Here is a 25968-nt window from a genome sequence, read left to right as displayed (position 1 = left end):
ATCGGGCGAACGGACGCACATGAGCGCGCGAGCGACTCCGCCCCGGCCCGCGCACAGCGACGCGCACGTCACCCTCTACCGGTTGCAGGCGTGCCCGTACTGCGAGCGCGTCGTCCGCAGGCTCGACGAGCTCGGCGTCGACTACCACTCGCGGTTCGTCGAGCCGATGCACGCCGAGCGCGACGCCGTCAAGCGCATCGTCGGCGCGCGCACCGTGCCCGCCATCGTCGACGACGAGACCGGCGTCGCGATGGCCGAGAGCGCGAACATCGTCGACTACCTCGACGCGACCTACGGGGGTGGCGAGTGATGGTGGACTTCGACGTCGTCGACCTGCCCGAGGCGGACCACGTCGCCGAGGGCGACGAGGCGCCCGACTTCACGCGCCCCCTGGTCACCGACGAGTACTGGGAGGACGTCGCGCTCTCGGACCTGCTCGCCGACGACCCCGTCCTGTTGGTGTTCACGCCGATGGACGGCGCGTTCCCCGCGACGTACCTCTGGAACGAGCTCCGCGACCGCGGCGTCCACGACCACCGCGTCCAGGTCGCGGGCGTCTCCATCTCCACGCCCTACGAGCACAAGACCACCATCGCCGAGCGCGGCATCGAGGCGTTCGCGGGCCTGTTCAGCGACCCCCAGAACGGCGTCGCCGACGCGTACGGCGTCAGCCACGACCTCGACGGGATGGCCGGCGTCAGCGAACCGCGGCCGGCGGTCTTCCTCGTCGACGAGGACGGCACCGTCGCGTACGCGTGGGTCGCCGACGAGTGGCCGGCGTTCCCCGACTACGACGACGTCGAGGACGCCGTCGCGAGCATCTGAGGCGCGAGACTGCAACGCTTTTTCGGCGCCGGCGACCTACCGTCGCGTATGCCCGTCAGCGACGCCGACCTCGACGCGGCCGCCGACGCCGTCCGCCGCGGCGGCCTCGTCGTCTACCCGACCGAGACGGTGTACGGCCTCGGCGCGGACGCCCTCGACGAGGACGCCGTGGAGAGCGTGTTCGCGGCGAAGGGGCGCAGCCGCGAGAAGCCGCTGTCGTTCGCGTTCCCGGACGCCGAGAGCGCCCGCGAGTACGTCGACGTCGGCGAGGCGGAGCGCGCGTTCATGGACGCGTTCCTCCCGGGGCCAGTGACCGTCGTCTGCCGGAAGCGCGACGCCGTCCCGGACGTCCTCACGGCCGGCAGCGACCGCGTCGGCGTGCGCGTCCCCGACCACGAGGTGGCGCTCGCGCTCCTGGAGCGGGTCGCGCCGGTCACGGCGACGAGCGCGAACATCAGCGGGCGACCGAGCCCCACCGACCCCGGCGACGTCGACGACGCGCTCCTGGACCGCGTCGACGTCGTGCTCGACGCGGGCGAGACGCCGGGCGGGACGGGGAGTACGGTCGTCGACGTCGCGCACGGCGAGGTGCTCCGCGAGGGCGCGAACGCGGACGCGGTCCGGGACTGGCTCGCCGAGCGCGGCTGACTCCCGGCCGCGTCAGTCGTCGCCGAACGACAGCAGCGAGCCGAGCGTGCGCGTCTTCGCGCCGCAGCGGTCGCTGTACTCGCAGGCGCCGCACTTCGCGTCGTCGTGGAGTCGCGGCGGCGGGCCGTCGAGGCCGCGGACGGTGCGGAGCGCGCGCCGGTAGGCCGCCTTCTTCCGCGTGGTGAGGTCGACGCGCCGGACGACGCCGTGCCGCGCGTACTCCACGAACGCGTGGTCGACGGGCGCCTGCTCGCGCCACGCGAGCGCGCTCGCGGCGGCGACGGCGCGCACCGCCTGGGGCCCCCACACCCCCGTTTCGGGTGGACCGCCGGGCGTCACCACGGACGCCGCCGGCGGGTCCGCGTGGACCTTCGCTGCACGGCCGTGAGCGTCCTTCCCGCGGAGGAACTGGGCGGTTTCGGCGGGGTCGCCGACCCCGGGGTGGCGGTCGAGGCTTGCGGCGAGGTTCGACCGGAACTCGGACGGTTCGACCGCGAGGTCGTAGGTCGCCAGCGCCGCGTCCGAGGCGACCGCGAGCGCGCCGTACTGGCGAGCGATCTCACGGGCGTGCTCGTGCTCGGCGGGCGGGTCGCGGTCGCCGCGGCGCGCGTAGTACAGCTGGCGCGGACAGTACGCGGCGCGAGCGAGGTCGGAGAACGCGACGGTGTCGCGACCGCAGTCGGTCCGGTCGTCCTGGTCGGGCCGATTCTCGTGGTCGGGCCGATTCTCGTGGTCGGGCCGGTCGTCCTGGTCGGCGTCGGGCACGCGGCTGGGTGGCCGCGTGCCCGCACTTGAACGTTCGCTACGCGGCGCGCTCGTGGTACCAGTCCTCGATGCGCTCGGCGACGCCGACGAGGTGGGCCTGCCCGAACACGGCGACGACGAGCGCGCCCAGCGAGTTGTACGTGAGGTCCTTGACGGTGTCCTCGAGGCCGTGCTGGGCGAGCGGCATCGTCAGCCCGGTCTCCGCGGCGGCGATGTCCAGCCCGAACTCGAACAGCTCCCAGAGGACGCCGAACGACAGCACCACCACGAAGATGTAGACGAACGCGACCTCCGGCGGGATGGAGATGTCGTCGTGGTGGATGTCGATGGCGCGCGCGGTCGTGTAGCCGGCGCCCGCGACCAGGGACGCCGACAGCGAGTGCGTGACGTGGTCCCACCACTCGATGTGGGCGTAGAGCCCGGACGACCCCAGCGTGTGCAGGAAGACGGCGGCCGTGACCCACAGCGCGAGCCAGGGGTCCAGGGGGAACTCGTAGTTGCGCTCCAGGACGGCGGGGAGGAACGTGATCGCGAGCGTGATGGAGCCGTTCACGACGGCCTTCGAGTTGCCGCGCACGAGCCCGTAGACCACGAGGGCGGCGAGCACGATCTGCATGGCGCGCGTGATGCGGCGCTGGTTCGCCCGCGACGGCCGCGGCAGCAGCGTCATCCGCGGATCACCCGGCCGAGCGCGCGGCGCAGCCAGTTGTTCCGGCGCCGGAAGTAGACGTCGAACAGCACGCCCGCCGCGACGCCCGCCAGCGTCATCCAGAGGAACTCCACCATCAGCGCCTCGTTCGTGCTGAGGTAGTTCGTGCCGAAGTACTGGTCGAGGTTCCAGCGGACGATGGCCCACGCGGCGCCCGAGGCCAGCGTCGTCATCACGACGAGCACGACCGCGAACCAGTGCGTGACCTTCAGCGACGTGAACAGGTGGAGTTCGACGACGACGGCGAGCGCGACCGCGGCGAGCGCGAAGTACGTCGAGAACGCGCCGACGCGGCCGCCGAACAGGCCGCGAACGAGAATCGGCAGCAGCGCGAGCACGAGCAGCTCCCAGGGCAACATCACGCGCCAGGACCGGTACGCGACCGGCGGCACCAGCACGACGGCGCCCGCGCCCGCGACGAACACCATCCACTGCCGGTCGAAGTCGAGGACGCTGTCGGCGAACACGCCCGCGAGCACGGCGACGAACACCCACGCGATGGCCGCGTTCACGAGGCTGTTCCGGAACAGCCGCTCGAAGACGTCCTCGGCTGAGTCGACGTCCAGCAGTTCCTCGACCGACTCGGCGTCCCCCGGCCCGTCGCGGTCGGCGTCGGCGGTCATCCGTGCGGAGTGTGTCGCGTACCGTGCATAAAACCGCCGGCGGCGGCGAGCGCGCCGGCGGGACGAGCGGTGCCGCGGGCGACCGACGCGGCCGCCGTGTCGACGCAGGTCTCCTCGGGTGTGATGCCGGTCTCCTCAGATGTCGATGTCGGTCTCCTGGCCCTCCGTGGCGCCGTCGAGGCCGTCCTCGTGGACGGAACTGGTGAGGCGTTCGGAGAGCTCGCGGTCCTGGAGGACGTTCTCGAACTCCGCGCGGTAGCGGTCGTTCACGCGACGGATCTCCTCGCGGACGTCGACGACGCGGCGGTAGTGCGCGACGTCGTCCTCGTCGGCGTCGAGGGCAGCGGCGAGGGCAGCGGGGGACTCCTCGTCGGCGTCGCGGAGGGTCGCGAGGTCGAACGGGGCGTCCGTGTCGGCCTCGCGGAGGAGGTGGAGGTCCAGGCGGGCGCGGGCGACGGTCTCCGGGTCCGCGTCGGCGTCGAGCCGGGCGGCGATCTCGGCGTCTGTGTCGCCGGCGTAGAACTGTTCGACGACCGTCGCGAGGTCGTCGACGTCGAGGTCGGTGTCGAAGTCGAGGGTGTCGCGCATGTCGGCGACGGCCTCGCGGAGGCGGGCTTCGACGTCCTCGGCCGAGGCGAGGGAACCGTGGGTGTCTTCCTGGGATTCCGTGACCGTCTCGTCGTCGGCCACGTCCATGAAGATGTCCCGGAGTTCCTCGGTCTTCTCGTCCATGTAATGTTGGTGGTCTAGTGGAACGCGCGGCTATATGTCTATTGCCTCACCACCGGCGCGTTCGTAAACCGGGCGATTAAAACGGGTTGACGAGGGTGGGTGGCACATGAGCGTCGAGACCGAGTCAGTCGACCTCGTCGGCGACGACGCCGCCGAGAACCTCGCGCGCGCCGCCGTGTTCGCCGCGCTCACGGGCGCGCTCGCGTACGTGTCGTTCCCGAACCCAGTCTCGCCCGTCCCGGTGACCGCGCAGGTGCTTGGCGTGTTCCTCGCGGGCATCTACCTCGGGCCGCTCTGGGGCGGCGTCTCCCTCGCGCTGTACGTCGCGGCCGGCGCCGTCGGCGCGCCCGTCTACGCCGGCGGCGGCGCCGGCGTCGGCGAACTGCTCGGGCCGTTCGGCGGCTACCTCTGGACGTACCCGCTCGGCGCCGTCGTCGTCGGCGCCGTCGCGCACGGCCTCCGCGGCCTCGACGAACCGCGGACGATCGGCGTCGCGCGCCTCGTCGCCGGCATGGTCGCCGCGACCGCCGTCGTCTACGCGGGCGGCACCGTCGGCTACGCCGTCGCCAACGACGTCACGCTGTCGGAGGCGTTCGCCGTCGCCGCGGTCGCGTTCGTCCCCGCGGAGGCGTTCAAGATCGCCGCGGCGGTCGGCATCACGCGCACCCAGGACCTCGGCGCCGCCTGATGCTCGAACTCAGGGACGTCACGCACCGCTACGGCGACACCGCCGCCGTCGACGGCGTCAGCCTCGCGGTCGCCGACGGCGAGTGCGTGCTGCTCGCGGGCGCGAACGGCTCCGGGAAGACCACGCTCGTCCGCCACCTGAACGGCCTGCTGGAACCCGACGAGGGCGAAGTGCTCGTGAACGGCACGCCCGTCGACGAGGACCTCGTCGCGGCGCGCGCGAACGTCGGCATGGTGTTCCAGGACCCGCGTGACGGCTTCGTCGGCGCGACCGTCGGCGCGGACGTCGCGTTCGGCCCCGAGAACCTCGGCCGCCCGCGGTCCGAGATCGACGACCGCGTCGACGAGGCGCTGGCCGCCGTCGACCTCGCCGGGCGGCGCGACGAACGCATCGACGAACTCTCCGGCGGCGAGCAGGCCAGGGTCGCGATTGCCGGCGCGCTCGCCATGCGCCCCGACCACCTCGTGCTCGACGAACCGTTCGCCGGCCTCGACTGGCCGGCGCGGCAGTCCGTCCTCGACCGCCTGCGCACGCTGCACGCCGACGGCACCAGCCTCGTCGTCGTCACCCACGACCTCCGGGACGTCTGGTCGTTCGCCGACCGCGTCGTCGCGCTCGCCGACGGCAGCATCGCGGCGAGGGGCGCGCCAGGCGAGGTGGCCGACCGCCTCCCCGACCTCGGCGTGCGCGTGCCGCCCGGCGCGCGCGCCGCCGGCCAGCCGTGACGCTCGCCTACCGGCCCGGCGGCGGCGTCCTCCACCGCCTCGACCCGCGCGCGAAGCTCGCGCTCCAGGCCGCGTTCGCCGCCGCCGCGTTCGCCCACACCACGCCCGTCGGCCTCCTGGCGCTCACGCCGCTGGCCGTCGCCGCGCCGCTGCTCGCCGGCACCACGCCGCTGGCCGCCCTCCGCGAGTTCGTCGCCGTCCTCCCGTTCCTCGCCGCAGGCCCCCTGGTCGCGGCCGTCGCGTTCGGCCCGCCGTGGGTCCGCCCTGCCGCCGCGGTCCCGCCCGCGCTCGCCTCCTACCGCGTGCTGCTCGTGTTGCTCGTCGCCGCCGGCTACGTCTACACCACGCCAGTCCGGGACTCCCGGGCGGCCGTCCGGTGGCTGCTCCCCGGCCGCGTCGGCGTGCTCGCTGCGGTCGGCGTCGGCCTCGTCTTCCGGTTCCTCCCCGTGCTGCAGGCCGACCTCGCCGGCCGTCGGGACGCCGTGCACGCGCGCCTCGGCGGCGAACGCTCGCTGACCGAGCGCATCCGCCTCGTCGGCGTCGGCGGGCTCGCGCGAGCGCTCGACCGCGCGGACGCCCTCGCCGTCGCGATGCGCGCGCGCTGTTTCGCGTACAACCCAACGCCGCCGCCGCTGGCGTTCTCGCGGCGGGACTGGCTGGCGACCGGCGTCGCCGCCGCGCTCGCCGCCGCCGCGCTCACCTGACAGTTCCCGCAGACGTTGTGGAAGGCGCGTCCCCCGGTTGCCAACCTTTATGCGCGTCCTGTCCGGGTGTTCTGGTATGATTTCGCTCGCGCTGGCCCAGACGGGCGCCCCGACGCGGCCGACGTTCTGGCGCATCGGCCACGTCGGCGAGGTGCTGTTCTACGGACTCGCCGCGATGGCCGTCGCCATCTTCCTGTACGGCGTCTACGAGCGGTTCGCGACGTACGCCCGCGGCAGCGAGGACCCGGTCGACCGACTGAGCGGCCTGCCCGGACGCGTCCTCGCCGCGACCAAGCAGGTCGCGACCAACGAGAAGCAGTTCGACCGCGACCTCTACGCCGGCGTCATGCACACGTTCGTCGTCTGGGGGTTCCTCACGCTGGTCATCGCGACGGCCATCCTCGGGTTCGACATGGACGTGTGGACGCTCGCGCTCGGCCAGCCCTCCTTCTTCGTCGGCGACTTCTACCTCGCGTACTCGTTCGTCGCGGACGCCATGGGGCTGCTGTTCGTCGTCGGCGTCGGCATGGCGCTGTACCGCCGGTACTGGCAGCGCAACGACCGCCTCTGGGGGAAGCACACGAGCGCCGAGGACGACCTGTTCGTGTGGACGCTGTTCCTGCTCGGCGTCGGCGGCTACGTCACCGAGGGCGTCCGCATCCTCGGCACGAGCGCCACGCGGGACGTCTCCTTCGAGACGGTGTCGTTCGTCGGCTGGTTCGTGAAGGACGTCCTGCAAGCGGTGGGCGTCTCCGCCGAGCTGGCCGCCGCCGCGTACCCCCTGGTGTGGTGGAGTCACGCGCTGCTCGCGCTCGCGTTCGTCGCCGCCATCCCGTACGCGAAGCCGTTCCACATGCTCTCCAGTTACGCGAACCTCGTCACGAGCGACGAGAACGCGGGCGCCCGCCTCCCCAGGGTGCCCGAGGACGCCAGCCCCGAGGAGATCGGGCCCTCGGAGATCGAGGACTTCTCGTGGAAGCAGCTGCTCGACCACGACGCCTGCACGAAGTGCGGGCGCTGTTCGTCGGTGTGCCCGGCGAAGGCCTCCGGCCGGCCGCTGGACCCCCGGGACGTCATCCTCGATTTGAAGTCCTACCGGGAGGGCCTCGAGGCCGGGACGCGCGAGGAGGTCGACATCGTCGCGGACGGCGGCACCTCCGTCGTCGACGCGGAGACGATGGAGTCCTGCATGAGCTGTATGGCGTGCATGGACGCCTGTCCCGTGGACATCGAGCACGTCACGCAGTTCACGGAGATGAACCGCCGCCTGACGGAGTCCGGCCAGATGAACAAGCACGTCGAGGACGCCGTGATGAACGCCTTCCAGAAGGGCAACACGTTCGGCGACCCGGACCGGAACCGCCCCGACTGGACCGACGACCTCGACTTCGAGGTGCCGGACGCCCGCGAGCAGTCCGTGGAGTACCTCTGGTACGTCGGGGACTACCCCAGCTACGACGACCGCAACCAGCACGTCGCGCGCTCGCTCGCGAGGGTGTTCGAGGAGGCCGGCGTCTCCTACGGCATCCTCTACGAGGACGAGCAGAACGACGGCAACGACATCCGCCGCGTCGGCGAGGAGGGCCTCTACGAGATGCTCGCCGAGGACAACATCGAGGCCTTCCAGTCCTGCGACTACGAGAAGATCGTCTGCACGGACCCCCACTCGTACAACACGTTCAGCAACGAGTACGAGCAGTTCGGGTTCGAGGACGGCGACGCCGTCTACCACTACACGCAGGTCGTCGAGCGGCTCGTCGACGAGGGCGCGCTCGGGCTCTCCGGGACGGAACTGGACGACACCGTGACCTACCACGACCCCTGCCACCTCGGCCGGTACAACGGCGAGTTCGAGGCGCCCCGGGAGGTCATCCGCGCGACGGGCGTCACGCTCGACGAGATGCCGCGGAACCGCAGCGACTCCTTCTGCTGTGGCGGCGGCGGCGGCGGCCTCTGGATGGACTTCGACGAGGACCCCAAGCCCAGCGAGGAGCGCATCCGGGAGGCCCTCGAGGACACGGACGCCGGCAGCGGCGTCGACCGGTTCGTCGTCGCGTGCCCGATGTGCATGACGATGTACGAGGACGGCCGGAAGACCGGCGGCTACGAGGACGACATCGACGTCACCGACGTCACGGAACTGCTCGTGGAAGCCATCGAGGCGAAACGGGACGCCGGCGGCGCGGGCGCGACGGCGGCGGCCGGCGACTGACCTACCGGTCCAGCCACTCGCGGTCGAGCAGGCCGTACGTGTACATGTCCTCGTACTCGCCGTCGACGACCGAGGACTCGCGGCGCGTGCCCTCGCGGACGAACCCGAGTTTCTCCAGGGTCGCCGCCGACGCCTCGTTCGACTCGAGGACGCGAGCGGTCACCTTGTGGAAGCCGCACTCGCGGAACGCGTAGTCGAGGAACAGTTCGGTCGCTTCGGTGACGTAGCCGTTGCCGCGGTGCTCGGGCGCGATCCAGTACATCAGCGCGCCGCGCTCGCCCTCCCGGGCGACGTACGCGAACGCCACCTCGCCGACGCGCACGCGGTCGCCATTCTCGTCGCTGGCACAGACGAGGAACCGGTAGTCGGCGTCCTCGACGGACTCGGCGACGTCCTCGACCGTGCGGATGCGCGAGTCGGTGAGCGGAATCCGGACGTCGGGGTGGTTGCGGTACTCGCGGACGAACTCGTAGTCCGCCTCCTCGATTGGGTGGAGGGAGACGCGGTCGGTCTCCGCGAACGCGGGTGCTGGCATACGCGGACCGAACGCCCCCGGGGCGTTATAGGTTCGCTGAAACGGCTTTCAGTCAGTCCGCCGACGCGTCCGGGCGGGCGCCGGCCGGCCGTCCGACCGGGCGCGCCACTCGTCGGCGAGCAGGCCGTACCGGTAGTTGTCGCGGCGCTCGCCGTCCACGAACGTCTCCCGCCGGTGGACGCCCTCGCGCTCGAACCCGAGTTTCTCGAGGACGCGCTGGGAGCCCTCGTTGGTCTCCAACACGATGGCCGTCGCCTTCGCGATGCGGCGCTCGTCGAACGCGTACTCCAGCAGGAGTCCGGTCGCCTCCGTGACGTAGCCGTGGCCGTGGTGGGGCGGCGCGATCCAGTACATAATCATGCCGGAGGCGTGCGGCTGGCGGATCCACGGCATGTGGACTGTCCCCACCGGCACCGGCCGGTCGTCGGCCGCGTCGCCCTCGCCGCCCTCGTCGTCACCGTACTCGAGCGCGGGCGTCGCGCCGTCGTACTCGCGGAGGCGCCGCCGGGCGGCCTCGCGGTCGCGCGCGCACACGACGAATCCGAAGCCGTCGCCGTCGCCCGAGACGCGGTTCTCGACGTACTCCGCGACCTGCTCGCCGTTCCTGGGGTCGGCGTCCGTCAGCGGCCGCCGGACGTCGGGGTGGTTCCGCCACCGCTGCAGGAACGCCACGTCCTCGGTCTCGACGGTGCGCAGGACGACCGACTCGCCGCGAGCGAACGCGGCGCCCGGCATCACTCCGCCCTCCAGTCGGCCGCAAGCAGGCCGTACCGGTAGACGTCGACGTGCTCGCCGCCGACGAACTTCTCCTCGCGCAGCACGCCCTCGCGCTCGAAGCCCGCCTTCTCGAGGACGCGCCGGGACCCCTCGTTCGAGTGCAGGACGTCCGCCCGGACCTTGTGCAGGCGGCGGTCCGCGAACGCGTGCTCGCAGACGAGGTCGGTCGCGTCCGTCGCGTAGCCGTTGCCGCGCGCGTCCGGCACCACCCAGTACGCGATGGTCGCGGTGCCGGCGGTCCGGTCCTCGTCGAACAGCGAGATCATCCCCACCGGCTCGGCGCCCGCGCTGCTCGCGGGTCGTCCCTCCCCGCTCGCCTCTTCCGTCGCCTCCCTGCGGTCGGCAACGCTGCTCACGGGTCGTCCCTCCCCGCTCGCCTCTTCCGTTGCCTCCCTGCGGTCGGCAACGCTGCTCACGGGTCGTCCCTCCCCGCTCGCCTCTTCCGTTGCCTCCCTGCGGTCGGCAACGCATATCAGGAAGTTCGCGTCTTCGTCCGCCGAGATGGCGTCCTCGAAGAACCGTTCGGTCTGCTCGCCGTTGGAGGGCTCGTTCACGGTGAGCGGGCGTCGGACGGCGGGGTCGTTGCGCCACCGCCGGAGGAACTCGAGGTCGTCGTCCTCGATGGTGTGGAGGGCCACCGACTCCCCCTCGGTGAACATCGCACCTGGCATACCGAGTCGACGAACACGCAGGGAGTTAGGTGTTCGCTGAACGCAGTTTCAGTCGGCGAGCCGAGAGTTCACCACTCGGTGAGCGCGCGACGGCCGTGCGTCCGGACGAGCACCCCGAGGAACGTCGCGACGCCGGTGAGCGCGAACGCGCCGCCGACGAAGAACGCCCACTCCATGCCGAACCGGGACATGAGCCAGCCGCCGAGCACGGGCGCGAGCACGCTCCCGGGACGCCAGACGAGTTCCCGGACGCCGAACGACGACGCGATGCCCTCGCCGTCGACGCCGACGTCGGCGAACAGCGCCATGCTCGCCGGCTCGCGGAGCGAGTCGGCGACGCCGAGCAGGCCGTTCGCCACCAGCAGCGGCAGGAACGCCGGCGAGAGGGCGCCGAGCACCGGCAGCGCCGACGGCAGCCCGAGCGCGCTCCCGACCGCCGGCGTGAACGGCACCGCGAGCGCGACGACGCCGTAGGCGGCGCCCCCGACCGCCACGAACAGCGAGCGGCCGTAGCGGTCCGAGAGGCCGCCCGTGTACGGCTGGCAGAGCATGTTCGTGAACTTCTCCGCGCTCAACACGACGGCGACGACCGCGCCGCTGTACGCCAGCCCGCCCTGCGCGACCGCCAGCCCCGCGAACACCGAGACCCACGACCGCACGAGCGTCACCGCGACGGCGTACTGCGCGCGGAAGCTCGTCAGCGTGAGGATGCGGCGGTTCACCGCCAGGTCGCTGAACGGGAACCCCCTGATGCGGGTGTCGTCGGCGTCCAGCAGCAGCCAGACGGCGGCGAACGCCGCGACGAACAGCGCCGCGAGCACGTAGAAGACGGGCTCGAAGCCGTACCGGTCGAAGAGCACCCCCGCCGCCGCGAACCCGAGCAGGGACGCCGCGAACCGCCACGCGTTGGCCTTCCCGATGTAGTTCGCGCGCGTCCCCGGCGACGCGAGTTCGCCGACCAGCGAGAGGCTCAACAGCCCCATGCCGGTCGCGAGCACGCCCTGGCCGCCGCGCACCGCGACGAGCTGCCAGGACGACTCTACGAGCGTGAACGCGACGGAGACGGCGACGCCGAACGCCAGCAAGCCGACGAAGATGGCGCGCTTGTCGTAACGGTCGCCCGCCCACGCCAGCGGCACGACGACGAGCGCCTGCGTCGCCGTGAACCCCGTGTAGAACAGCCCGAGCATCAGCCCGGAAGCGTCGAGGGCGTTGGCGTACTTCGGCAGCAGGAGCGCGAGCGCGCTGAACCCGAAGCCGCCCGCGAACCGCGAGACGTACAGCGCGTAGAACTGGAGGTCGTCGCTGTCCACAGTCGCGAAACTACGGGGTGGGCAAAGTCCGTTCCGGAACCGGGCGACGACGTGGGGCTCCGAACCCCGACAGCCGTCCGAGGGCTCGCAGTCGGTCGCGCGGGAGCGATCGGGCCGCGAGGGGGGGCGAAGCCGAACGACCGCTTCCGCGAACCCTTTTGGCGCGGAGCGCCGACGTTCGGGCATGGACCTGACGAACCGGCCGCGGCGGCTCCGGGGGGACGGCGTGCGCGGCCTCGTCTCGGAGACCAGCCTCGAGCCGACGGACCTCGTCGCGCCCGTGTTCGTGGACGCGACGGCCGACGAGCGCGTGCCGATCGAGTCGATGCCCGGCCACGAGCGCGTGCCGGTCGAGGACGCCGTCGCGCGCGTCGAGGAGGTGCTGGCGACGGGCGTGGAGGCGGTCATCGTCTTCGGCGTCCCCGAGTCGAAAGACGAGACCGGGAGCCGGGCGTACGCCGAGGACGGCGTCGTGCAGGCGGCCGTCCGCCGCATCACCGCGGAGACGGACGCGTACGTGATCACGGACGTCTGCCTCTGCGAGTACACGAGCCACGGCCACTGCGGCGTCATAGAGGACGACGCCGCGTCCGACCCCGACCTGACGGTGGAGAACGACCCGACCCTGGAGCTGCTCGCGGAGACCGCCGTCTCGCAGGCGGACGCCGGCGCGGACATGGTGGCGCCGTCGTCGATGACCGACGGGATGGTCGCCGCCATCCGCGGCGCGCTCGACGACGCCGGCCACGAGGACGTCCCGATCATGAGCTACGCCGCGAAGTACGAGTCCGCGTTCTACGGGCCGTTCCGGGACGCGGCCGACGGCGCGCCCGCGTTCGGCGACCGCCGGCACTACCAGATGGACCCCGCGAACCGCCGCGAGGCCGCGCGGGAGGTCGCCCTCGACGTCGAGCAGGGCGCGGACGTCCTGATGGTGAAGCCCGCGCTCCCCTACCTCGACGTCGTCGCGGACGTCCGCCGCGAGTTCGACCAGCCGGTCGCCGCGTACAACGTCTCCGGCGAGTACGCGATGCTGCACGCCGCCGCGGAGAACGGCTGGCTGGACCTCGAAGCGACCGCCCGGGAGAGCCTGCTGTCCGTCAAGCGCGCCGGCGCCGACCTGATCGTGACGTACTTCGCCGAGGACGTCGCCGAGTCGCTGTAGCTGACGCTCCAACCGCGGCCTCCCGCCGCTTGACCGCGCGCGCCGAACTCCGGGGCGATCCGGCGGTTTTTGCGTCGACGTTCGTCCAGTCTCGGTGGCCGGACGGCCGGATTTCTGGACAGAATACGACCTTATATCCGGTAAATTCCCTCGTAATTCGGACGGTCGTCCACCCGGGGAGCTAGAAATGCGGTATTCGTCAAGCAAAGGTTTACGTGGTGGGACGTGCTGTCACTGTACTGTCGATGCGCAGAACGAACGCGGCGGTATCGGGCGAGAGCGTGGACGGTCGTACACCAGCGTGTGGCAGTCGTCGGCCGTCCGCGCCCACGTCGGCGCGCCCGACGTCCGTCCGTCGACACCGTCACTCTCCACTGCCAGCACTCGTGGCCGCGCGCCCGCCGGCGCGCTCGACGCCGCTCGCACGTTCGCGCATCACTCACGCGAACGGAGGTGGTCCGCCGGGACAGTAGCGAGCGTGGGTCGAACATCGGACTGTGCTCACCGTGTGTGCCAGCCACCGCCCGCGGGCTGTCCCCGCGACAGCGTCCGGCGGCTGGCGACCCCGTCCGCGCCGCGGACGGTTCCGTCTTTCTCGCGACGCCGCTCTCCGAGGGCCCCGCGACCACCAGGTCGAGGGGGAACCCAGCAGGTATTTTCACCCCCACTCGCGAATACCCGGCCATGAACCGCGAGACCTCCCGCGACATCTACGACCGCGCACTCGACGTGCTCGTCGGCGGCGTCAACTCCTCGGTGCGAGCGGCCCCGCAGCCGTACCCCACGTACGTCCGCAGAGGCGACGGCGGCCACGTCGTCGACGCCGACGGCAACCGCTACGTCGACTGGGTGATGGGCCTCGGACCGCTGCTGCTCGGCCACGACCTCCCGGAGTCCGTCGAGGCCGGCGTCCAGCAGCGCGCCAGCGAGGGCCCGATGTACGGCCTCCCCACGGAACTGGAGGTCGAGCACGCCGAGTTCCTCGCGCGCCACGTCCCCAGCGTCGAGATGGTGCGGTACGTCAACTCCGGCACGGAAGCCACCACGTCCGCGGTGCGGCTCGCGCGCGGCCACACCGGCCGGGACAAGATCGTCGTGATGCAGTCCGGCTACCACGGCGCCCAGGAGTCCACGCTCGTCGAGGGCGACGCGGCGGAGCGCGGCCCGTCCAGCGCCGGCGTCCCCGCGGCGTTCGCCGAGCACACGATTCCCGTGCCGTTCAACGACGAGGACGCCGTCACCGAGGTCTTCGAGGAGCACGGCGAGGACGTCGCGTGCGTGCTCGTCGAACCGATCCTCGCGAACAAGGGCATCGTCGCGCCCGTCGACGGCTACCACGAGACGCTGCGGGACCTCACGCGCGAGCACGGCGCGCTCCTCGTCTGGGACGAGGTCATCACGGGCTTCCGCGTCGGCGGCCTCGGCTGCGCGCAGTCGAAGTACGGCGTCACGCCCGACCTCACGACGTTCGGGAAGGTCATCGGCGGCGGCTTCCCGGTCGGCGCCGTCGGCGGCCGCACCGACCTCATGGAGCAGTTCACGCCCGTCGGCGACGTCTTCCAGGCGGGGACGTTCTCCGGGCACCCCGTGACGATGGCCGCCGGCCTCGAGACCCTGGAGTTCGCCGCGGAGAACGACGTCTACGAGCACGTGAACGCCCTCGGTCGGAAGCTACGCGAGGGGCTCCGCGACGTGGTCGCCGAGCAGGCGCCCGCGTACACGGTCGTCGGCACGGACAGCCTGTTCAAGGTGCTGTTCACGCGCGGCGGCGACAGCCAGTCCGGCGCCTGCGATGACGGCTGCCGGCAGGAGCCGTCCTGCGACCGCTTCGAGTACTGCCCGAAGACCGGCGCCGACGTCGCGCGCGGCGCCGTCGAGCGCTGGAACCGCGTGTTCCGGCCGCAGATGCGCGACCGGGGCGTCCTGCTCTCCCAGAACCAGTACGAGTCCCAGTTCGTCGCCTACGCCCACACCGCCGAGGACGTCGAACGCACCATCGAGGCGTACCGCGAAGCGCTCTGAGCGGCGGGACTCGCCCGCGCGTCGCGCCTCCACCTTTTTGTCCGCGCCCGTCGAACTGCCGGCCATGCCCGACGCGCCCTCCAGCCCCGACGACGGCGTCGACCGCGCGCCGACCGACCGCGACGACGGCGAGCCAGACGGCGGCTCCGACCCCACCGAGGGCGAGGTCGACCGCAGCGACGGCGAGACCGACCAGCGGACGGCCGCGGACGCCCCGAGCGCGCCCGCGGACTCCCGGTGGTGGTACTGGGTCGCGGCGGTGCCGGCGTTCTACGTCGTCGCCACCGTCGCCGGCTTCCTGTTCGGAGCGCTGGCGTTCGCGTTCGCGCTCACCGGCGCCGAGTACGGGCCGGGAATCGGCGCGCCGGTCGGCCTGGGGTTCTTCGGCGCGTTCGTCCTGTTCGCGTTCCTGGCGGCGGTGGGCGGCCTGCTGTCCCTGGTGTTCCCGGTCGCCATCTACCTCGACGCGGACGCCGTCGCCGAGACGCCCGGCGACTGGCAGCCCGACCCGGAGCTGTACGGCGTGCTCGGCCTCGTCGGCGTCGTCGCGCAGCCCCTGCAGGCGCCGCTCGGCGTCTACTACCTCTACCGGCGCCACCAGTCCGAGGGCGTCCCCTGACCCGGCGGCGTCGCGCGCGAAGCCGACCGGGCGGCCCGCCGGGGCGTGGCGTACAAGCCCGGGCGGCCCGCCGGAGCGTGACGTACAAGCGGCCAGCGCCCTAACGCGGCGTATGAGCGAACTCCGCGTCGACTCGCGGTGGTGGTACTGGGTGGCGGCGGTGCCGGTCGTGACGGCGTTCTGGGCGGTGAGCGCGCTGTGGACCGGCGTCGTCGTCGCGCTGGTGCCGGAGGCGGTCGTGGGCTCGGCGGAGAGCGTCGTCTCGCTGCCGGCGGTGGCGCTCGGACTGCCGGCGCTGGTGGCGTTCCTCGCGCTGCCGCTCGCGCTCTGGATGGACGCGCGCGCCGTCGACGCGGCGGGCGGCGGCTGGCCGACCCCGACAGACGGGTACGCGAGGCTCGCGGTCGGCGTCGACGCCGTCGTCTTCGGCGGCGCCGTCCTGTTCTTCGACGGGTTCGGGCCGCTCGCCGCCGTCGCCGAGGTCCTGACCCTCGACGGCGTCGCGGCCGCGCTCGCGTCGAGCGCGTTCGACACGGGCGGGCTCGGACTGTTCCTCGTCGCGGTCGGCGCCGTCGCCGGGTCGTGGCTGTGCGTCGAGTACCTCCGCGAGCGCCGCGAGCGCGTCGCGATGCCGGGGTCGCTGCGCGAGTGGCGGGCGGAGCTCCGCGCCGACGAGGTCCTGCGGTGACGCCGCTGCGAGCGAGCGACGCGCCGAACGCGGGAACGCAGGGGGTTTCAACCCGGCGCGCGGACGGAGACGTATGAGCGACGACGCGATTCGCCTCGCCACGCGCGGGTCGGACCTGGCGCTCCGGCAGGCCGGCGAGGTCAAGGCGGAACTCGAGGCCCACCACCACGACGTGGAGCTCGTGGAGGTGGAGACGACGGGCGACCGCGTGACGGACGCGCTCGTCCAGGACCTCGGGAAGACGGGCGCGTTCGTGCGCGCCCTCGACGAGGAGGTCCTCGAGGGGAACGTCGACGCCGCGGTGCACTCGATGAAGGACGTGCCGACGGACGTCCCCGACGGCCTCGTGGTGGCGGCGGTGCCGCGCCGCGAGAACCCCGGGGACGTGCTCGTGACGCCGGCCGGCACGCCGCTGGAGGACCTGCCGGCCGGGAGCGTCGTTGGCACGGCGAGCCTGCGGCGCGGCGCGCAGGTCCGCGCGCACCGCCCGGACCTCGAGGTCGAGCCCATCAGGGGGAACGTCGACACGCGCGTGGAGAAGCTCCTCGCGCCGGGGCTGCAGGCCGAACACGAGCGCCGCACCGAGGCCGAGAAGGAACGCCAGAGCGCGGACGCCCGCCAGCAGAAGCGCGGCGACTACGGCGACGAGGACGCCGTCGAACGGGCGGTCGAGAACCTCGAGGACGGCGGCGGAGACGGCGGCGGCGAGGGACAGACGGAGAGCGAGCCCGGGAACCGCCAGAACGCCGAGTTCGAGCGGCCCGTCGAGGAGTGGTTCGCGTCGCTGTCGCCCCTGGAGCAGTCGGCGATGGAGCGCGACGTCGACACGGAGTACGACGCCGTGGTGCTGGCCCGCGTCGGCCTCGAACGCACCGGCCTGATCCGGCACGTGCCGACCGAGGACCTGCCGACTGACACGCACGTCCCGGCGCCCGGCCAGGGCGCGCTCGCGGTGACGGCCCGCGAGGGCAGCGACGCCGCCGCCGACCTCCGGGACGCCCTCGAGCACGTGCGGTCGCGCGTGGAGACGACCGCCGAGCGCGTCGTCCTCGAGGGGCTGGGCGGCGGCTGCATCGCGCCCATCGGCGTGTACGCGGTCGTGCAGGGACCGGTCGTGCGCACGGACGTCCAGGTGTTCAGCCGCGACGGCACCGAACAGGTCGGCGAGACCCGGGAGCTGGCCGCCGAGAACTACGCCAGCGAGGCCAGCGCGTTCGCGGCGGACCTCCGCGAGCGCGGCGCCGCCGACCTCGTCGAGCGGGCGCGGAGGGACTGATGACGGGCACCGTCTACCTCGTCGGCAGCGGCCCGGGCGACCCCGAGCTGTTGACCGTGAAGGCCCGGCGGCTCCTCGACGAAGCGGACGTGGTGTTACACGACAAGCTTCCCGGCCCCGAGATCCTCGGCGAGATCCCCGAGGAGAAGCGCGAGGACGTCGGGAAGCGCGCGGGCGGCGAGCGCACGCCCCAGTCGGAGATCAACGCCCGGATGGTCGAACTCGCCGAGGCGGGCGACGACGTGGTGCGCCTGAAGGGCGGGGACCCGTTCGTGTTCGGCAGGGGCGGCGAGGAGCTGGCCTACCTCGCCGAGCGCGGCGTGCCCTTCGAGGTCGTCCCGGGCATCACGTCCGCCGTGGCGGCGCCCGCCGCCGCGGACATCCCCGTCACGCACCGCGACCACGCGTCGTCGGTGTCGTTCGTCACGGGCCACGAGGACCCCTCGAAGGACGAGTCTGCCGTGGACTGGCAGGCGCTGGCGGACACCGGCGGCACCATCGTCGTGCTGATGGGCGTCGGCAAACTCCCCGAGTACACGCGGGCGCTGCTCGACGCCGGCATGGACCCGTCGACGCCCGTCGCGCTCGTCGAGAAGGGGACGCGGCCCGGCCAGCGGGTGGCCACCGGCACCCTCGAGACCATCGTCGACGCGCGCGACGAGGCCGGCATCGAACCGCCCGCCGTCACCGTCGTCGGCGACGTCGCCGGCGTCAGGGAGGACCTGCGATGAGCGAGCGAGCCGGGGCGGGCGCCCCCACGGGGAGCGACCGGCCGACGGTCGCGGTGTTCCGGCCGGCCGACGACCGCCTGCGGGACGCCGTCGCCCTCCTGGAGTCGCTGGGCGTCGAGCCGGTGCCGGACCCGATGCTCGCCGTCGAACCGACCGGCGAGACGCCCAGAGGCGACGCCGACTACGTCGTGCTCACGAGCAAGACGGGCGTGGAGCTGGCCGCCGATTCGGGGTGGACGCCGGGCGGCGCCGCGCTGTGCGCCATCGGCGACGCGACCGCGGCCGCCTGCCGAGACGCTGGCTGGGGGGTCGACCTCGTGCCCGAGGAGTACACGAGCAGCGGCCTCGTGGCCGCGCTCGCGGACCGCGTCGACGGCGCGCGCGTCGAGGTCGCGCGCTCGGACCACGGCTCCGCGGTGCTCACCGACGGCCTCGACGCCGCCGGCGCGTACGTCCACGAGTCCGTCCTCTACGAGCTGGTGCGGCCCGAGGACAGCGGCGACTCCGCGGCGCTGGCGGCGGACGGCGGCCTCGACGCGGCCCTGTTCTCGTCGTCGCTGACGGTCGCGAACTGGCTCGAGGCGGCCGAGGAGCGCGGCTGCCGCGCGGACGCGCTCGCCGGCCTCGAGGACGCCGTCGTGGGCGCCATCGGCCCGCCGACGCGGGACACCGCCGAAGAGTACGGCGTCGGCGTCGACGTCGTCCCCGGGGACGCGGACTTCGAGCGGCTCGCGCGCGCCGTCCGCGACGAACTCTGAACCCCTGGGGGCAGGCCGAGTACGGCGCCCGCGCAGGACCGACCGCTTGGCTCTGACCCCCTGTCACCGACCGCTTGGCTCCGGCACCGTGTCACCGACCGCTTGGCTCCGGCACCGTGTCACCGACCGCTTGGCTCCGGCCCCCGAGGCCGGAGTTTATACGCGACGGCGCAGTAGCTCACGTCGATGGACGCTCCGGTGCCGGAACTCGAGTCGCGGGCGGCGGCGTGCGCGGACGCGCTGCGGGACGCCGACAGCGTGCTGCTGGCGTCCCACATCGACGCGGACGGCCTGACGAGCGCCGGCATCGCGTCGACCGCGCTCGCGCGCGCCGGAACCCCCCACGACGTCGTCTTCTCGAAGCAACTGGACGGCGAGGAGATCGCGGGCATCGCCGCCCACGACCACGACACCGTGCTGTTCACGGACTTCGGCAGCGGCCAGCTCGAGACGATAACGGACCACGAGGCGGCGGGCGAGTTCACGCCCGTAATCGCGGACCACCACCAGCCCGCGGACGCGGACACCGAGTACCACCTGAACCCGCTGCTGGAGGGCGTCGACGGCGGGAAAGCGCTGTCCGGCGCGGGCGCGACCTACGTGCTGGCGCGCGCGCTCCTCGGCGCGGACGCGCGGGACCTCGCGGCGCTCGCGGTCGTCGGCGCGGTCGGCGACCGCCAGACCGTGAACGGCGAGCTCGTCGGCGCGAACACCAGCATCGCCGCGGAGGGGGTCGAGGCGGGCGTACTCGACACCGCGAAGGACCTCGCGCTGTACGGCACGCAGACGCGCCCGCTCCCGAAGCTCCTCGAGTACGCCAGCGAGGTGTACGTCCCCGGCATCACGAACGACGAGAACGGCGCGGTGCGGTTCCTCGACGGCCTCGACCTGGACCTCCACGACGGCGGCGACTGGCGGACGTGGGCGGACCTGGGCCACGACGAACGCCAGACGGTGGTGAGCGCGCTCGTGAAGCGCGCGGTCCGCCACGGCGTCTCCGGCGACGACGTCACGGACCTCGTCGGCACGACGTACACGCTCACCGACGAGGAGCCCGGCACCGAACTCAGGGACGCCAGCGAGTTCTCCACGCTGCTGAACGCGACGGCGCGCTACGAGCGCGCGGACGTCGGGCTCGCGGTCTGTCTCGGCGAGCGCGGCGCCCCCCTCGAGGCCGCCCGGGAACTGCTTCGCGAGCACCGCCGGAACCTCTCGGAGGGCCTCGGCTGGGTGCGACGCGAGGGCGTCGAGGTGGAAGACAACCTCCAGTGGTTCCACGCCGAAGACCGCATCCGGGAGACCATCGTCGGCATCGTCGCCGGCATGGCGCTGGGCAGCGACGCCGCGGAGAGCGACCGCCCTATCGTCGGGTTCGGCGACAAGAACGACGACGAGGTGAAGGTCTCCGCGCGCGGAACCTCGCGGCTCGTCGACCGCGGTCTCGACCTCTCGGTGGTGGTACGGGAGGCCTCGCAGGCGGTGGGCGGCGACGGCGGCGGCCACGTCGTGGCGGCCGGCGCGACGGTCCCGAAGGGCCGCGAGCGCGAGTTCCTCGACGAGGCCGCCGCGCGCGTCCGCGAGCAGCTCGGGTAGCTGTGGCGGCCGGGCGGCGGCGCCCCTACCAGGACGCCTCGCAGACGCGCAGCCAGTTCCCGTGGGCGAGCTTCCGCAGGTCGCGGTCGCCGTAGCCCGCGTCCCGGAGCGCGTCGAAAATCCGGGGGACGCCGCTGGCGTCGCCGACGCCGTCGAGAATCGCCGCGCCGTCGAAGTCCGATCCGAGCGCGACGTGGTCGACGCCGACGCGGTCGACGACGTGGTCGACGTGCCGCAGGAGTTCGTCGACGGGCGCGTCCGGCTCGCGGCTGCCGTCCGCGCGCAGCGCGCCCGCCGCGAACGTCAGCCCGACGAGGCCGCCGGTGTCCGCGACGGCGTCCAGTTGCTCGTCGGTGAGGTTCCGCGAGGAGTGACACTGCTCGTGGGCGCCCGCGTGCGAGACGACCAGGGGGTCCCGGGAGGCGTCGTGGACGTCCCAGAACCCGGCTTCGGGGAGGTGCGCGCAGTCGACGAGCACGCCGGCGTCGTTGCAGCGCGCGACCAGGCGGCGGCCGCGGTCGGTGAGGCCGCCGCCGACGTCCGGCCCGCTCGGGTACCGGAACGGCACGCCGTCGGCGAACGCCGTCGGGCGGCTCCACGCCAGCCCCAGCGACCGCACGCCGCGGTCGTAGTAGTCGTCGAAGTTCGACAGCGACGGGTGAACGGGTTCGGCGCCCTCCAGGTGGACGAGGACGCCGAAGTCCTCGCCGTCGACGCACGCGCGGAGGTCGGCGGCGGTCTCGACGCGCCGCACGCCCTCGGTGGCGACGAGGTCGTCGAGGACGGCGAGCATCTCGTCGGCCGCGTCGGCGGCGAACGGCGGCGCGAGCGGCGGCGGCCGCCGAATCCGGTAGCCGTCGGGCGTCTCCACGCGGTTCTCGTCGCGGCCCGCGGCGAACTGCTCCCCGGAGGGGACGAACACCGCGAACGCGCCGCCGGCGAGGCCGCCGGCGCGCGCCCGCGGCAGGTCGAGGTGGCCGTCCTCGCGGCCGTCCCGGAGCGCGTCCAACGTCGTCTCGCCGCGCCAGACCGCGAGCGCGGCGTCGTTGTGACCGTCGAAGACGGGCGGCGTCTCGGACATCTGGTGACCCCAGACCGACTCGCGGCGAACACCTTCAGCCTTTGTGCCGCGGCACGCGGTCGGCGGCGGGCGCGCGGCGCTACAGCGGCCCCTCGCCGGACGCGCGCTCGCCGACCCGGCGGTCGAAGGCCGCCGACAGGTCGGCGCCGTGCTGGACCGCGAGCGCGCCGAGGAAGCTCATCGCGAACACGTACCCCACGGCGAACGCCGGCACCGCCTCGCGGACGACCGGGTTCGCGCTCGTCGCCGCGATTGTCGCGATGATCAGCGAGAACTCGCCGCGCGCGACCAGCCCGAGGCCGACGCGCGCGGACCGCCGCTGGTCGAGGCCGTACACGCGGCCGCTCAGGTAGCCACTGGAGAGCTTCGACAGCGTCGTCGCGGCCACCGCGGCGGCGAGCAGCGGCCACACGTCCGCGACCACCGTGAGGTCGGTCGCCAGCCCCACGGAGAAGAAGAACACCGCGGCGAAGACGTCCCGCAGGGGCACCACCTGCTCCTCGATGCGGCCCGCGAGGTCGGTGCCGTGGAACGCGGTCCCGACGAAGAACGCGGCGACCGCCTCGCTCGCGCCGACGAGCAGCGCCGCGCCGCCGACGAGCACGGTGACGCCGACGACCCGCAGCACGAACAGTTCGTCGACGCTGGTGGCGAACACGCGCTCCACGGAGTCCGTCGCGTAGTGGGCGACCGCGGCGAGCACGCCGAGGAAGACGAACGACTGTGCGGCCGTCGTCGCCGCGGACGCGAGGTCGCCGCCGCCGCCGACGAGCGCCGCGACCACCGCGAGGTAGACCGCGATGACGAGGTCCTCGACGACGAGCGTGCCGAGGATGACCTCGCTCTCGGGGTTCGCGAGCCAGCCGGCGTCCGTCAGCGCCTTCGTGACGATGGCGCTAGAGGAGATGTAGACGACGCCAGCCACCAGCACCACGCCGACCGGTCCGAACCCGAAGGCGAGACCGAGCGCGACGCCGACGGCGCCGTTGACGGCGAGGTCGACGGCGCCGACCGTCGAGAGCCGGCCGCGGTTCCGCACGAGCGTGCCGACGCTGAACTCCAGGCCGAGGAAGAACAACAGCAGGACGATCCCGATCTCGGCGACGGTGCCGATGACCGCGCTGTCCGCGACCAGCTGCAGGGAGACGCCGCCGACGTTCGTCGGCACGTTCGGGCCGACGAGGACGCCGGCGGCGATGTACGCGGGGATGACGGGCTGGTCGACCCACCGCGCGACTGTCCCGAGGGCGGCGAGCGCGACGAGCGCGACGCCGACCTCGAACAGGAGCGGGTCCGCCATCCGTCAGTCGCCGCCCCCGTCGCCGCCGGTCTCCAGCAGGGACGCGAGCGCGTCCTGTTCGTCGCGGGACCCGATGACGACGAGGATGTCACCGGGTTCGAGCGTGGTGTCCGCGCCCGGGTTGCCGATCGTCTCGTCGCCGCGCTGGATGGCGGCGACCGTCACGCCGGTGTGCCGGCCGATGTTCGCGTCGGCGAAGGTCTCGCCGGCGAGCGGCGACCCGTCCGGGACCTCCACCCACTCGATGATGGCGCCGCCGAGCGGCACGTCGACGGCGTCGAGGTCGAGCGGCTGGAAGTCCGTCCCCTCGAGGGACGTCGCGACCTCGCGGGCCTGCTCGCTGGTGAACTCGAAGAGCTTCTCCGCGTCGGCGTCCGGGTCGGGCCGGCGGAACAGCTCCCGTTTGCCGTCGTGGTGGACGATGACGACGGCGCGCTCCCCGTCGTCGACTTCGACCTCGTAGCGCTTCCCGACGCCCGGAACGTCCGCCTCGTAGATGACCATAGGTGCAATCCCGGCCGAGAACCGTATAAATCCGCGTGCCGGCGGCGCGGTCCGGCGGACGCGCCGGTCGCCGGAGCGGAGGCGTACACGCGTATTCTATATCGTATTATGGGGTTTATCGTCGAGTGGTCGGCGGTGACGACCCCGACGCGGCCGCACACAGATCCGGCGCCGGAGTCGCCTCCGCGATGGCCCACGCGGGTTCGGCGGGAGCGACGACCGCACGAGTGCCGAGCGCGGACGGAGGGAGTAGGCAGTTCGCACGCGACGGAGACGGCCGTGGCTGCGGCCGGCCGGGCGCAGTCGCTCGGCCGCGGCGGACGCGCCGTCTCACGTCGGCGACAGCACTGCCGGGACGAGGGCGCACCCACCGACGACTGGGCACCCGATTCGACTGCGCTCTACGGCGAGCCCTCTGGCTACTGGCCGAGGAGTTCTACGCAACTGACCGAACGGGGCCGAGGACGAACGGCACGTGATCGGAGTTACGCGCACTCGCGCGCGTGCGCTAATGACCCCCGGGTTCGGCAGCCCAGTGTGCCCCGGGCCCGGCAGCCCAGTCGTCGCGGCGGTGGCCGCGCCTGGCTCGTCACCGGAGATCGGGAGCGCGGAGTCGGCCGGAGCACGGCAGGCCCGTAGTGCTCGACCCAGGAGAGGGGACGAACGGACGCGCCGGACAGCGCCACCGAGACCTATTTAAAAGCCGGGCCGGCGGGGAGTTGTAAACTGCATTCTACGATATAGAATCCACCTGGTGGCTCGAGACGGGGAACTCGATCGGGTGGCTCGAGACGGTCCGGCAGCGCCGGCGAGTGCGTCGGACCGACGCGCACTTCAACGAGTCACGCGAACGCCCGGACAATGAGCGAGCTCACGCCCGAGGAGTTCGAGGAGGAGAAGTACGTCGACTACTTCCCGCAGCTCCAGACCGCGTACAAGCGCGCGTTCGAGGAGATGAACGAGACGTACGACTCCGACCTCGTGCACGGCATCGACCAGACCGTGCTCGCGGAGAGCGAACCCCACTACGAGGGCGACGGCGAGTTCACCGTCGACCTCCCGGAGGACCCACTCGACCGGCTCCAGGGCGTCGTCGCCAGCGAGGAGAAGGTCCGGCAGGTCCTCGACCGGTACGTCGAGGAGCTGGAAGCACAGCTCCGGGAGACGTTCGGCGTCGGCGAGGACGCCTGAGGCGGCCGTCGGCCGGCGGGACGCCGCCGCGAACACGTGCACCGCAGAGCCTAAGCCGCAGGGGCACCAACCCAGAGCCATGAGCACCGAGAGTCAGGGCGGCGACGACCTGGAGGAGCGCGTCAACAACTTCCTCCGGCGGAACTTCCCCCAGATCCAGATGCACGGCGGCACCGCGGCCATCCAGAACATCGACCGCGAGGAGGGCGTCGTCGACCTCCAGCTCGGCGGCGCGTGTTCGGGCTGTGGCATCTCCCCGATGACGATTCAGGCGATCAAGTCCCGGATGACCAAGGAGATCCCCGAGATCGACACCGTCCACGCCGACACGGGCATGGGCGGCGAGAGCGGCGGCATGAGTCCGTCGTTCCCCGGCGAGGAGTCCGACGACGACGGCGAGGACGACGAAGGCCCGCAGGCGCCCTTCTAGGCAGACGTTTCCCGTCTCCGCTCGCTCCCGCACTCGACAGCGACTGCGTTCGCGGCGCGGACCGGACGGCACGCGGGCCAGCCGACTCGCCGCGGAGCAGTCCAACGACTGCGCCCGGCCCGTCAATCCTTCGCCCGCCGGTCCTCGACCCGCAGTCCCCACCCCGTCAGTCCTCGGCTCCTGGTCCCGGGCCGCCAGTCCTGGTCCCGGGCCGCCAGTCCTGGTCCCGGGCCGCCAGACCGCTCCCCGGCCCGTCAGTCCTCGGTCCAGTAGTAGATCGCTTCCTTCTCGACGCCGCAGTTCGGGCACTCGTCGGGGAACGACTCCTGGAGGTCGCCGAGCTCGCCGCACTCCGAGCACCGCCACATCAGTTCCGCCTCCCCGAACTCGTGGCCGGCGCGCTCGTGCTCGATGGACAGCTCGCTCACGCCGTCGCGGGTCGTCACAAAGAAGCCGTCGTCGTCGAACCCGCGGACCGTCCCGAGTTCGTTGCCGTCGTCGTCGTACACGGTCGCGCCGAGAGCGACGCTGGTGGCGTCCTCGCTCATACCCGGGAGTTCGACGGCGGCAGCAATAAAAGCAACCGCCGGCGGCACGCCGACGCGGACGGACGCCCGACCGCCAGTCCGACGCGGCGAGCCCGGGGTGGTGTAACCTGTGGCTACCTAAGGTGTCGTCCGCGG

Annotated in this window: 29 protein-coding genes; 17 read left to right on the top strand and 12 right to left on the bottom strand. The window is 72.7% G+C overall.

All coding sequences use genetic code 11. The annotated features are described in order from the left end of the window. Positions 1-19: 19 nt before the first annotated feature. The 3 genes from U5911_RS05385 to U5911_RS05375 are packed head-to-tail and all read left to right on the top strand — an operon-like array spanning position 20 to position 1473. Entirely contained in the window at positions 20-310 is a 291-nt protein-coding gene (locus U5911_RS05385; protein WP_336035925.1) for a glutaredoxin family protein, read from the top strand. After that, a complete protein-coding gene (locus tag U5911_RS05380; protein WP_418771522.1) occupies positions 310-825 on the top strand; it encodes a redoxin domain-containing protein in 516 nt (171 codons plus the stop codon). The genes U5911_RS05385 and U5911_RS05380 overlap by 1 nt, the downstream gene beginning before the upstream one ends. Before the next feature lie 48 nt (positions 826-873). After that, positions 874-1473, top strand: coding sequence for an L-threonylcarbamoyladenylate synthase (locus tag U5911_RS05375; protein WP_336035923.1), 600 nt, complete (start codon positions 874-876; stop codon positions 1471-1473). Between the two features lie 12 nt (positions 1474-1485). Here U5911_RS05375 and U5911_RS05370 read toward each other — a convergent pair whose 3' ends face one another. The 4 genes from U5911_RS05370 to U5911_RS05355 form a co-directional block, all read right to left on the bottom strand. Beyond that, complete coding sequence (locus tag U5911_RS05370) at positions 1486-2091, bottom strand: CRISPR-associated protein Cas4 (RefSeq protein WP_336036711.1); 606 nt, start codon at positions 2089-2091, stop codon at positions 1486-1488. A gap of 184 nt (positions 2092-2275) precedes the next feature. Then, complete coding sequence (locus tag U5911_RS05365; RefSeq protein WP_336035922.1) at positions 2276-2908, bottom strand: DUF2238 domain-containing protein; 633 nt, start codon at positions 2906-2908, stop codon at positions 2276-2278. Next, complete coding sequence (locus U5911_RS05360; protein ID WP_336035921.1) at positions 2905-3570, bottom strand: hypothetical protein; 666 nt, start codon at positions 3568-3570, stop codon at positions 2905-2907. The genes U5911_RS05365 and U5911_RS05360 overlap by 4 nt, the downstream gene beginning before the upstream one ends. Positions 3571-3705: 135 nt before the next feature. Next, positions 3706-4302 (bottom strand): conditioned medium-induced protein 4, encoded by a 597-nt coding sequence (locus tag U5911_RS05355; RefSeq protein ID WP_336035920.1) that lies wholly within the window; start codon positions 4300-4302, stop codon positions 3706-3708. A gap of 106 nt (positions 4303-4408) precedes the next feature. Here U5911_RS05355 and U5911_RS05350 point away from each other — a divergent pair, with 106 nt between their 5' ends. The 4 genes from U5911_RS05350 (at position 4409) to U5911_RS05335 (ending at position 8631) form a co-directional block, all read left to right on the top strand. Beyond that, entirely contained in the window at positions 4409-4990 is a 582-nt protein-coding gene (locus U5911_RS05350) for a biotin transporter BioY (protein ID WP_336035919.1), read from the top strand. Continuing rightward, the gene (locus tag U5911_RS05345) at positions 4990-5715 is read left to right on the top strand and encodes an energy-coupling factor ABC transporter ATP-binding protein (protein ID WP_336035918.1); all 726 of its coding nucleotides are present in this window, start codon (positions 4990-4992) and stop codon (positions 5713-5715) included. The genes U5911_RS05350 and U5911_RS05345 overlap by 1 nt, the downstream gene beginning before the upstream one ends. After that, the gene (locus U5911_RS05340) at positions 5712-6419 is read left to right on the top strand and encodes an energy-coupling factor transporter transmembrane component T family protein (protein ID WP_336035917.1); all 708 of its coding nucleotides are present in this window, start codon (positions 5712-5714) and stop codon (positions 6417-6419) included. Before U5911_RS05345 ends, U5911_RS05340 begins: the two co-directional genes overlap by 4 nt. A 76-nt stretch (positions 6420-6495) precedes the next feature. Continuing rightward, positions 6496-8631 carry a (Fe-S)-binding protein gene (locus U5911_RS05335; RefSeq protein WP_336035916.1) on the top strand — a complete coding sequence of 712 codons (2136 nt, stop codon included), beginning with the start codon at positions 6496-6498 and terminating at the stop codon, positions 8629-8631. A gap of 1 nt (position 8632) precedes the next feature. Here U5911_RS05335 and U5911_RS05330 read toward each other — a convergent pair whose 3' ends face one another. The 4 genes from U5911_RS05330 to U5911_RS05315 all read right to left on the bottom strand — a co-directional run bounded on the left by U5911_RS05330 (position 8633) and on the right by U5911_RS05315 (position 11927). Further along, complete coding sequence (locus U5911_RS05330) at positions 8633-9166, bottom strand: GNAT family N-acetyltransferase (RefSeq protein WP_336035915.1); 534 nt, start codon at positions 9164-9166, stop codon at positions 8633-8635. A 48-nt stretch (positions 9167-9214) separates the two neighbouring features. Then, positions 9215-9901: a GNAT family N-acetyltransferase gene (locus U5911_RS05325; RefSeq protein WP_336035914.1), complete on the bottom strand. Its 687-nt coding sequence runs from the start codon at positions 9899-9901 to the stop codon at positions 9215-9217. Beyond that, a complete protein-coding gene (locus U5911_RS05320; RefSeq protein ID WP_336035913.1) occupies positions 9901-10614 on the bottom strand; it encodes a GNAT family N-acetyltransferase in 714 nt (237 codons plus the stop codon). The genes U5911_RS05325 and U5911_RS05320 overlap by 1 nt, the downstream gene beginning before the upstream one ends. 68 nt (positions 10615-10682) lie before the next feature. Beyond that, positions 10683-11927, bottom strand: coding sequence for an MFS transporter (locus U5911_RS05315; protein WP_336035912.1), 1245 nt, complete (start codon positions 11925-11927; stop codon positions 10683-10685). 184 nt (positions 11928-12111) lie between these two features. Between U5911_RS05315 and hemB the strand changes: the two genes are divergently transcribed. The 8 genes from hemB to U5911_RS05275 all read left to right on the top strand — a co-directional run bounded on the left by hemB (position 12112) and on the right by U5911_RS05275 (position 20779). After that, a complete protein-coding gene (gene hemB / locus U5911_RS05310; protein ID WP_336035911.1) occupies positions 12112-13092 on the top strand; it encodes a porphobilinogen synthase in 981 nt (326 codons plus the stop codon). Between the two features lie 684 nt (positions 13093-13776). After that, positions 13777-15114: a glutamate-1-semialdehyde 2,1-aminomutase gene (gene hemL / locus U5911_RS05305; protein ID WP_336035910.1), complete on the top strand. Its 1338-nt coding sequence runs from the start codon at positions 13777-13779 to the stop codon at positions 15112-15114. A gap of 64 nt (positions 15115-15178) precedes the next feature. Next, positions 15179-15733 (top strand): hypothetical protein, encoded by a 555-nt coding sequence (locus tag U5911_RS05300; RefSeq protein ID WP_336035909.1) that lies wholly within the window; start codon positions 15179-15181, stop codon positions 15731-15733. A gap of 112 nt (positions 15734-15845) precedes the next feature. Further along, positions 15846-16421 carry a hypothetical protein gene (locus tag U5911_RS05295; RefSeq protein ID WP_336035908.1) on the top strand — a complete coding sequence of 192 codons (576 nt, stop codon included), beginning with the start codon at positions 15846-15848 and terminating at the stop codon, positions 16419-16421. A 73-nt stretch (positions 16422-16494) separates the two neighbouring features. After that, a complete protein-coding gene (hemC, locus tag U5911_RS05290) occupies positions 16495-17697 on the top strand; it encodes a hydroxymethylbilane synthase (RefSeq protein ID WP_336035907.1) in 1203 nt (400 codons plus the stop codon). After that, positions 17697-18428: a uroporphyrinogen-III C-methyltransferase gene (cobA, locus tag U5911_RS05285; RefSeq protein ID WP_336035906.1), complete on the top strand. Its 732-nt coding sequence runs from the start codon at positions 17697-17699 to the stop codon at positions 18426-18428. The genes hemC and cobA overlap by 1 nt, the downstream gene beginning before the upstream one ends. Beyond that, entirely contained in the window at positions 18425-19186 is a 762-nt protein-coding gene (locus U5911_RS05280; RefSeq protein WP_336035905.1) for a uroporphyrinogen-III synthase, read from the top strand. The genes cobA and U5911_RS05280 overlap by 4 nt, the downstream gene beginning before the upstream one ends. Before the next feature lie 186 nt (positions 19187-19372). Further along, a complete protein-coding gene (locus tag U5911_RS05275) occupies positions 19373-20779 on the top strand; it encodes a DHH family phosphoesterase (protein ID WP_336035904.1) in 1407 nt (468 codons plus the stop codon). Positions 20780-20804: 25 nt separating this feature from the next. On the opposite strand, the gene U5911_RS05270 is transcribed toward U5911_RS05275, so the two are convergent. From U5911_RS05270 to U5911_RS05260, 3 genes are all read right to left on the bottom strand, one after another. Then, a complete protein-coding gene (locus tag U5911_RS05270; protein ID WP_336035903.1) occupies positions 20805-21860 on the bottom strand; it encodes a dipeptidase in 1056 nt (351 codons plus the stop codon). 79 nt (positions 21861-21939) lie between these two features. Then, entirely contained in the window at positions 21940-23160 is a 1221-nt protein-coding gene (locus tag U5911_RS05265) for a cation:proton antiporter (RefSeq protein WP_336035902.1), read from the bottom strand. A gap of 3 nt (positions 23161-23163) precedes the next feature. After that, on the bottom strand, positions 23164-23664 hold the full coding sequence (locus U5911_RS05260; protein WP_336035901.1) for a cation:proton antiporter regulatory subunit: 501 nt from the start codon (positions 23662-23664) through the stop codon (positions 23164-23166). Positions 23665-24525: 861 nt separating this feature from the next. Between U5911_RS05260 and U5911_RS05255 the strand changes: the two genes are divergently transcribed. Both U5911_RS05255 and U5911_RS05250 read left to right on the top strand, forming a co-directional pair. Continuing rightward, the gene (locus tag U5911_RS05255) at positions 24526-24855 is read left to right on the top strand and encodes a DUF5783 family protein (RefSeq protein WP_336035900.1); all 330 of its coding nucleotides are present in this window, start codon (positions 24526-24528) and stop codon (positions 24853-24855) included. Between the two features lie 79 nt (positions 24856-24934). Beyond that, entirely contained in the window at positions 24935-25285 is a 351-nt protein-coding gene (locus tag U5911_RS05250; RefSeq protein WP_336035899.1) for a NifU family protein, read from the top strand. A gap of 254 nt (positions 25286-25539) precedes the next feature. Here U5911_RS05250 and U5911_RS05245 read toward each other — a convergent pair whose 3' ends face one another. Next, positions 25540-25833 carry a DUF7130 family rubredoxin-like protein gene (locus U5911_RS05245; RefSeq protein ID WP_336035898.1) on the bottom strand — a complete coding sequence of 98 codons (294 nt, stop codon included), beginning with the start codon at positions 25831-25833 and terminating at the stop codon, positions 25540-25542. Positions 25834-25968 lie beyond the last annotated feature (135 nt).

The organism is Halobacterium yunchengense (assembly GCF_037031165.1).
In the GTDB taxonomy this organism is placed as follows: domain Archaea; phylum Halobacteriota; class Halobacteria; order Halobacteriales; family Halobacteriaceae; genus Halobacterium; species Halobacterium yunchengense.
The sequence above is the reverse complement of the archived record's forward strand: the minus strand, read 5'-3'. Positions and strand labels throughout refer to the sequence as shown.

Excerpts from the sequence above, each read along its gene's own strand:
- U5911_RS05300 (WP_336035909.1), top strand. The coding sequence starts at position 15,179 with ATGCCCGACGCGCCCTCCAGCCCCGACGACGGCGTCGACCGCGCGCCG.
- U5911_RS05350 (WP_336035919.1), top strand. The coding sequence starts at position 4,409 with ATGAGCGTCGAGACCGAGTCAGTCGACCTCGTCGGCGACGACGCCGCC.
- hemC (WP_336035907.1), top strand. The coding sequence starts at position 16,495 with ATGAGCGACGACGCGATTCGCCTCGCCACGCGCGGGTCGGACCTGGCG.
- U5911_RS05265 (WP_336035902.1), bottom strand. The coding sequence starts at position 23,160 with ATGGCGGACCCGCTCCTGTTCGAGGTCGGCGTCGCGCTCGTCGCGCTC.
- U5911_RS05365 (WP_336035922.1), bottom strand. The coding sequence starts at position 2,908 with ATGACGCTGCTGCCGCGGCCGTCGCGGGCGAACCAGCGCCGCATCACG.
- U5911_RS05320 (WP_336035913.1), bottom strand. The coding sequence starts at position 10,614 with ATGCCAGGTGCGATGTTCACCGAGGGGGAGTCGGTGGCCCTCCACACC.
- cobA (WP_336035906.1), top strand. The coding sequence starts at position 17,697 with ATGACGGGCACCGTCTACCTCGTCGGCAGCGGCCCGGGCGACCCCGAG.
- U5911_RS05345 (WP_336035918.1), top strand. The coding sequence starts at position 4,990 with ATGCTCGAACTCAGGGACGTCACGCACCGCTACGGCGACACCGCCGCC.
- hemL (WP_336035910.1), top strand. The coding sequence starts at position 13,777 with ATGAACCGCGAGACCTCCCGCGACATCTACGACCGCGCACTCGACGTG.
- U5911_RS05360 (WP_336035921.1), bottom strand. The coding sequence starts at position 3,570 with ATGACCGCCGACGCCGACCGCGACGGGCCGGGGGACGCCGAGTCGGTC.
- U5911_RS05325 (WP_336035914.1), bottom strand. The coding sequence starts at position 9,901 with ATGCCGGGCGCCGCGTTCGCTCGCGGCGAGTCGGTCGTCCTGCGCACC.
- U5911_RS05385 (WP_336035925.1), top strand. The coding sequence starts at position 20 with ATGAGCGCGCGAGCGACTCCGCCCCGGCCCGCGCACAGCGACGCGCAC.
- U5911_RS05295 (WP_336035908.1), top strand. The coding sequence starts at position 15,846 with ATGAGCGAACTCCGCGTCGACTCGCGGTGGTGGTACTGGGTGGCGGCG.
- U5911_RS05375 (WP_336035923.1), top strand. The coding sequence starts at position 874 with ATGCCCGTCAGCGACGCCGACCTCGACGCGGCCGCCGACGCCGTCCGC.
- U5911_RS05270 (WP_336035903.1), bottom strand. The coding sequence starts at position 21,860 with ATGTCCGAGACGCCGCCCGTCTTCGACGGTCACAACGACGCCGCGCTC.
- U5911_RS05335 (WP_336035916.1), top strand. The coding sequence starts at position 6,496 with ATGATTTCGCTCGCGCTGGCCCAGACGGGCGCCCCGACGCGGCCGACG.
- U5911_RS05380 (WP_418771522.1), top strand. The coding sequence starts at position 310 with ATGGTGGACTTCGACGTCGTCGACCTGCCCGAGGCGGACCACGTCGCC.
- U5911_RS05245 (WP_336035898.1), bottom strand. The coding sequence starts at position 25,833 with ATGAGCGAGGACGCCACCAGCGTCGCTCTCGGCGCGACCGTGTACGAC.
- U5911_RS05330 (WP_336035915.1), bottom strand. The coding sequence starts at position 9,166 with ATGCCAGCACCCGCGTTCGCGGAGACCGACCGCGTCTCCCTCCACCCA.
- U5911_RS05275 (WP_336035904.1), top strand. The coding sequence starts at position 19,373 with ATGGACGCTCCGGTGCCGGAACTCGAGTCGCGGGCGGCGGCGTGCGCG.
- hemB (WP_336035911.1), top strand. The coding sequence starts at position 12,112 with ATGGACCTGACGAACCGGCCGCGGCGGCTCCGGGGGGACGGCGTGCGC.
- U5911_RS05260 (WP_336035901.1), bottom strand. The coding sequence starts at position 23,664 with ATGGTCATCTACGAGGCGGACGTTCCGGGCGTCGGGAAGCGCTACGAG.
- U5911_RS05280 (WP_336035905.1), top strand. The coding sequence starts at position 18,425 with ATGAGCGAGCGAGCCGGGGCGGGCGCCCCCACGGGGAGCGACCGGCCG.
- U5911_RS05255 (WP_336035900.1), top strand. The coding sequence starts at position 24,526 with ATGAGCGAGCTCACGCCCGAGGAGTTCGAGGAGGAGAAGTACGTCGAC.
- U5911_RS05250 (WP_336035899.1), top strand. The coding sequence starts at position 24,935 with ATGAGCACCGAGAGTCAGGGCGGCGACGACCTGGAGGAGCGCGTCAAC.
- U5911_RS05355 (WP_336035920.1), bottom strand. The coding sequence starts at position 4,302 with ATGGACGAGAAGACCGAGGAACTCCGGGACATCTTCATGGACGTGGCC.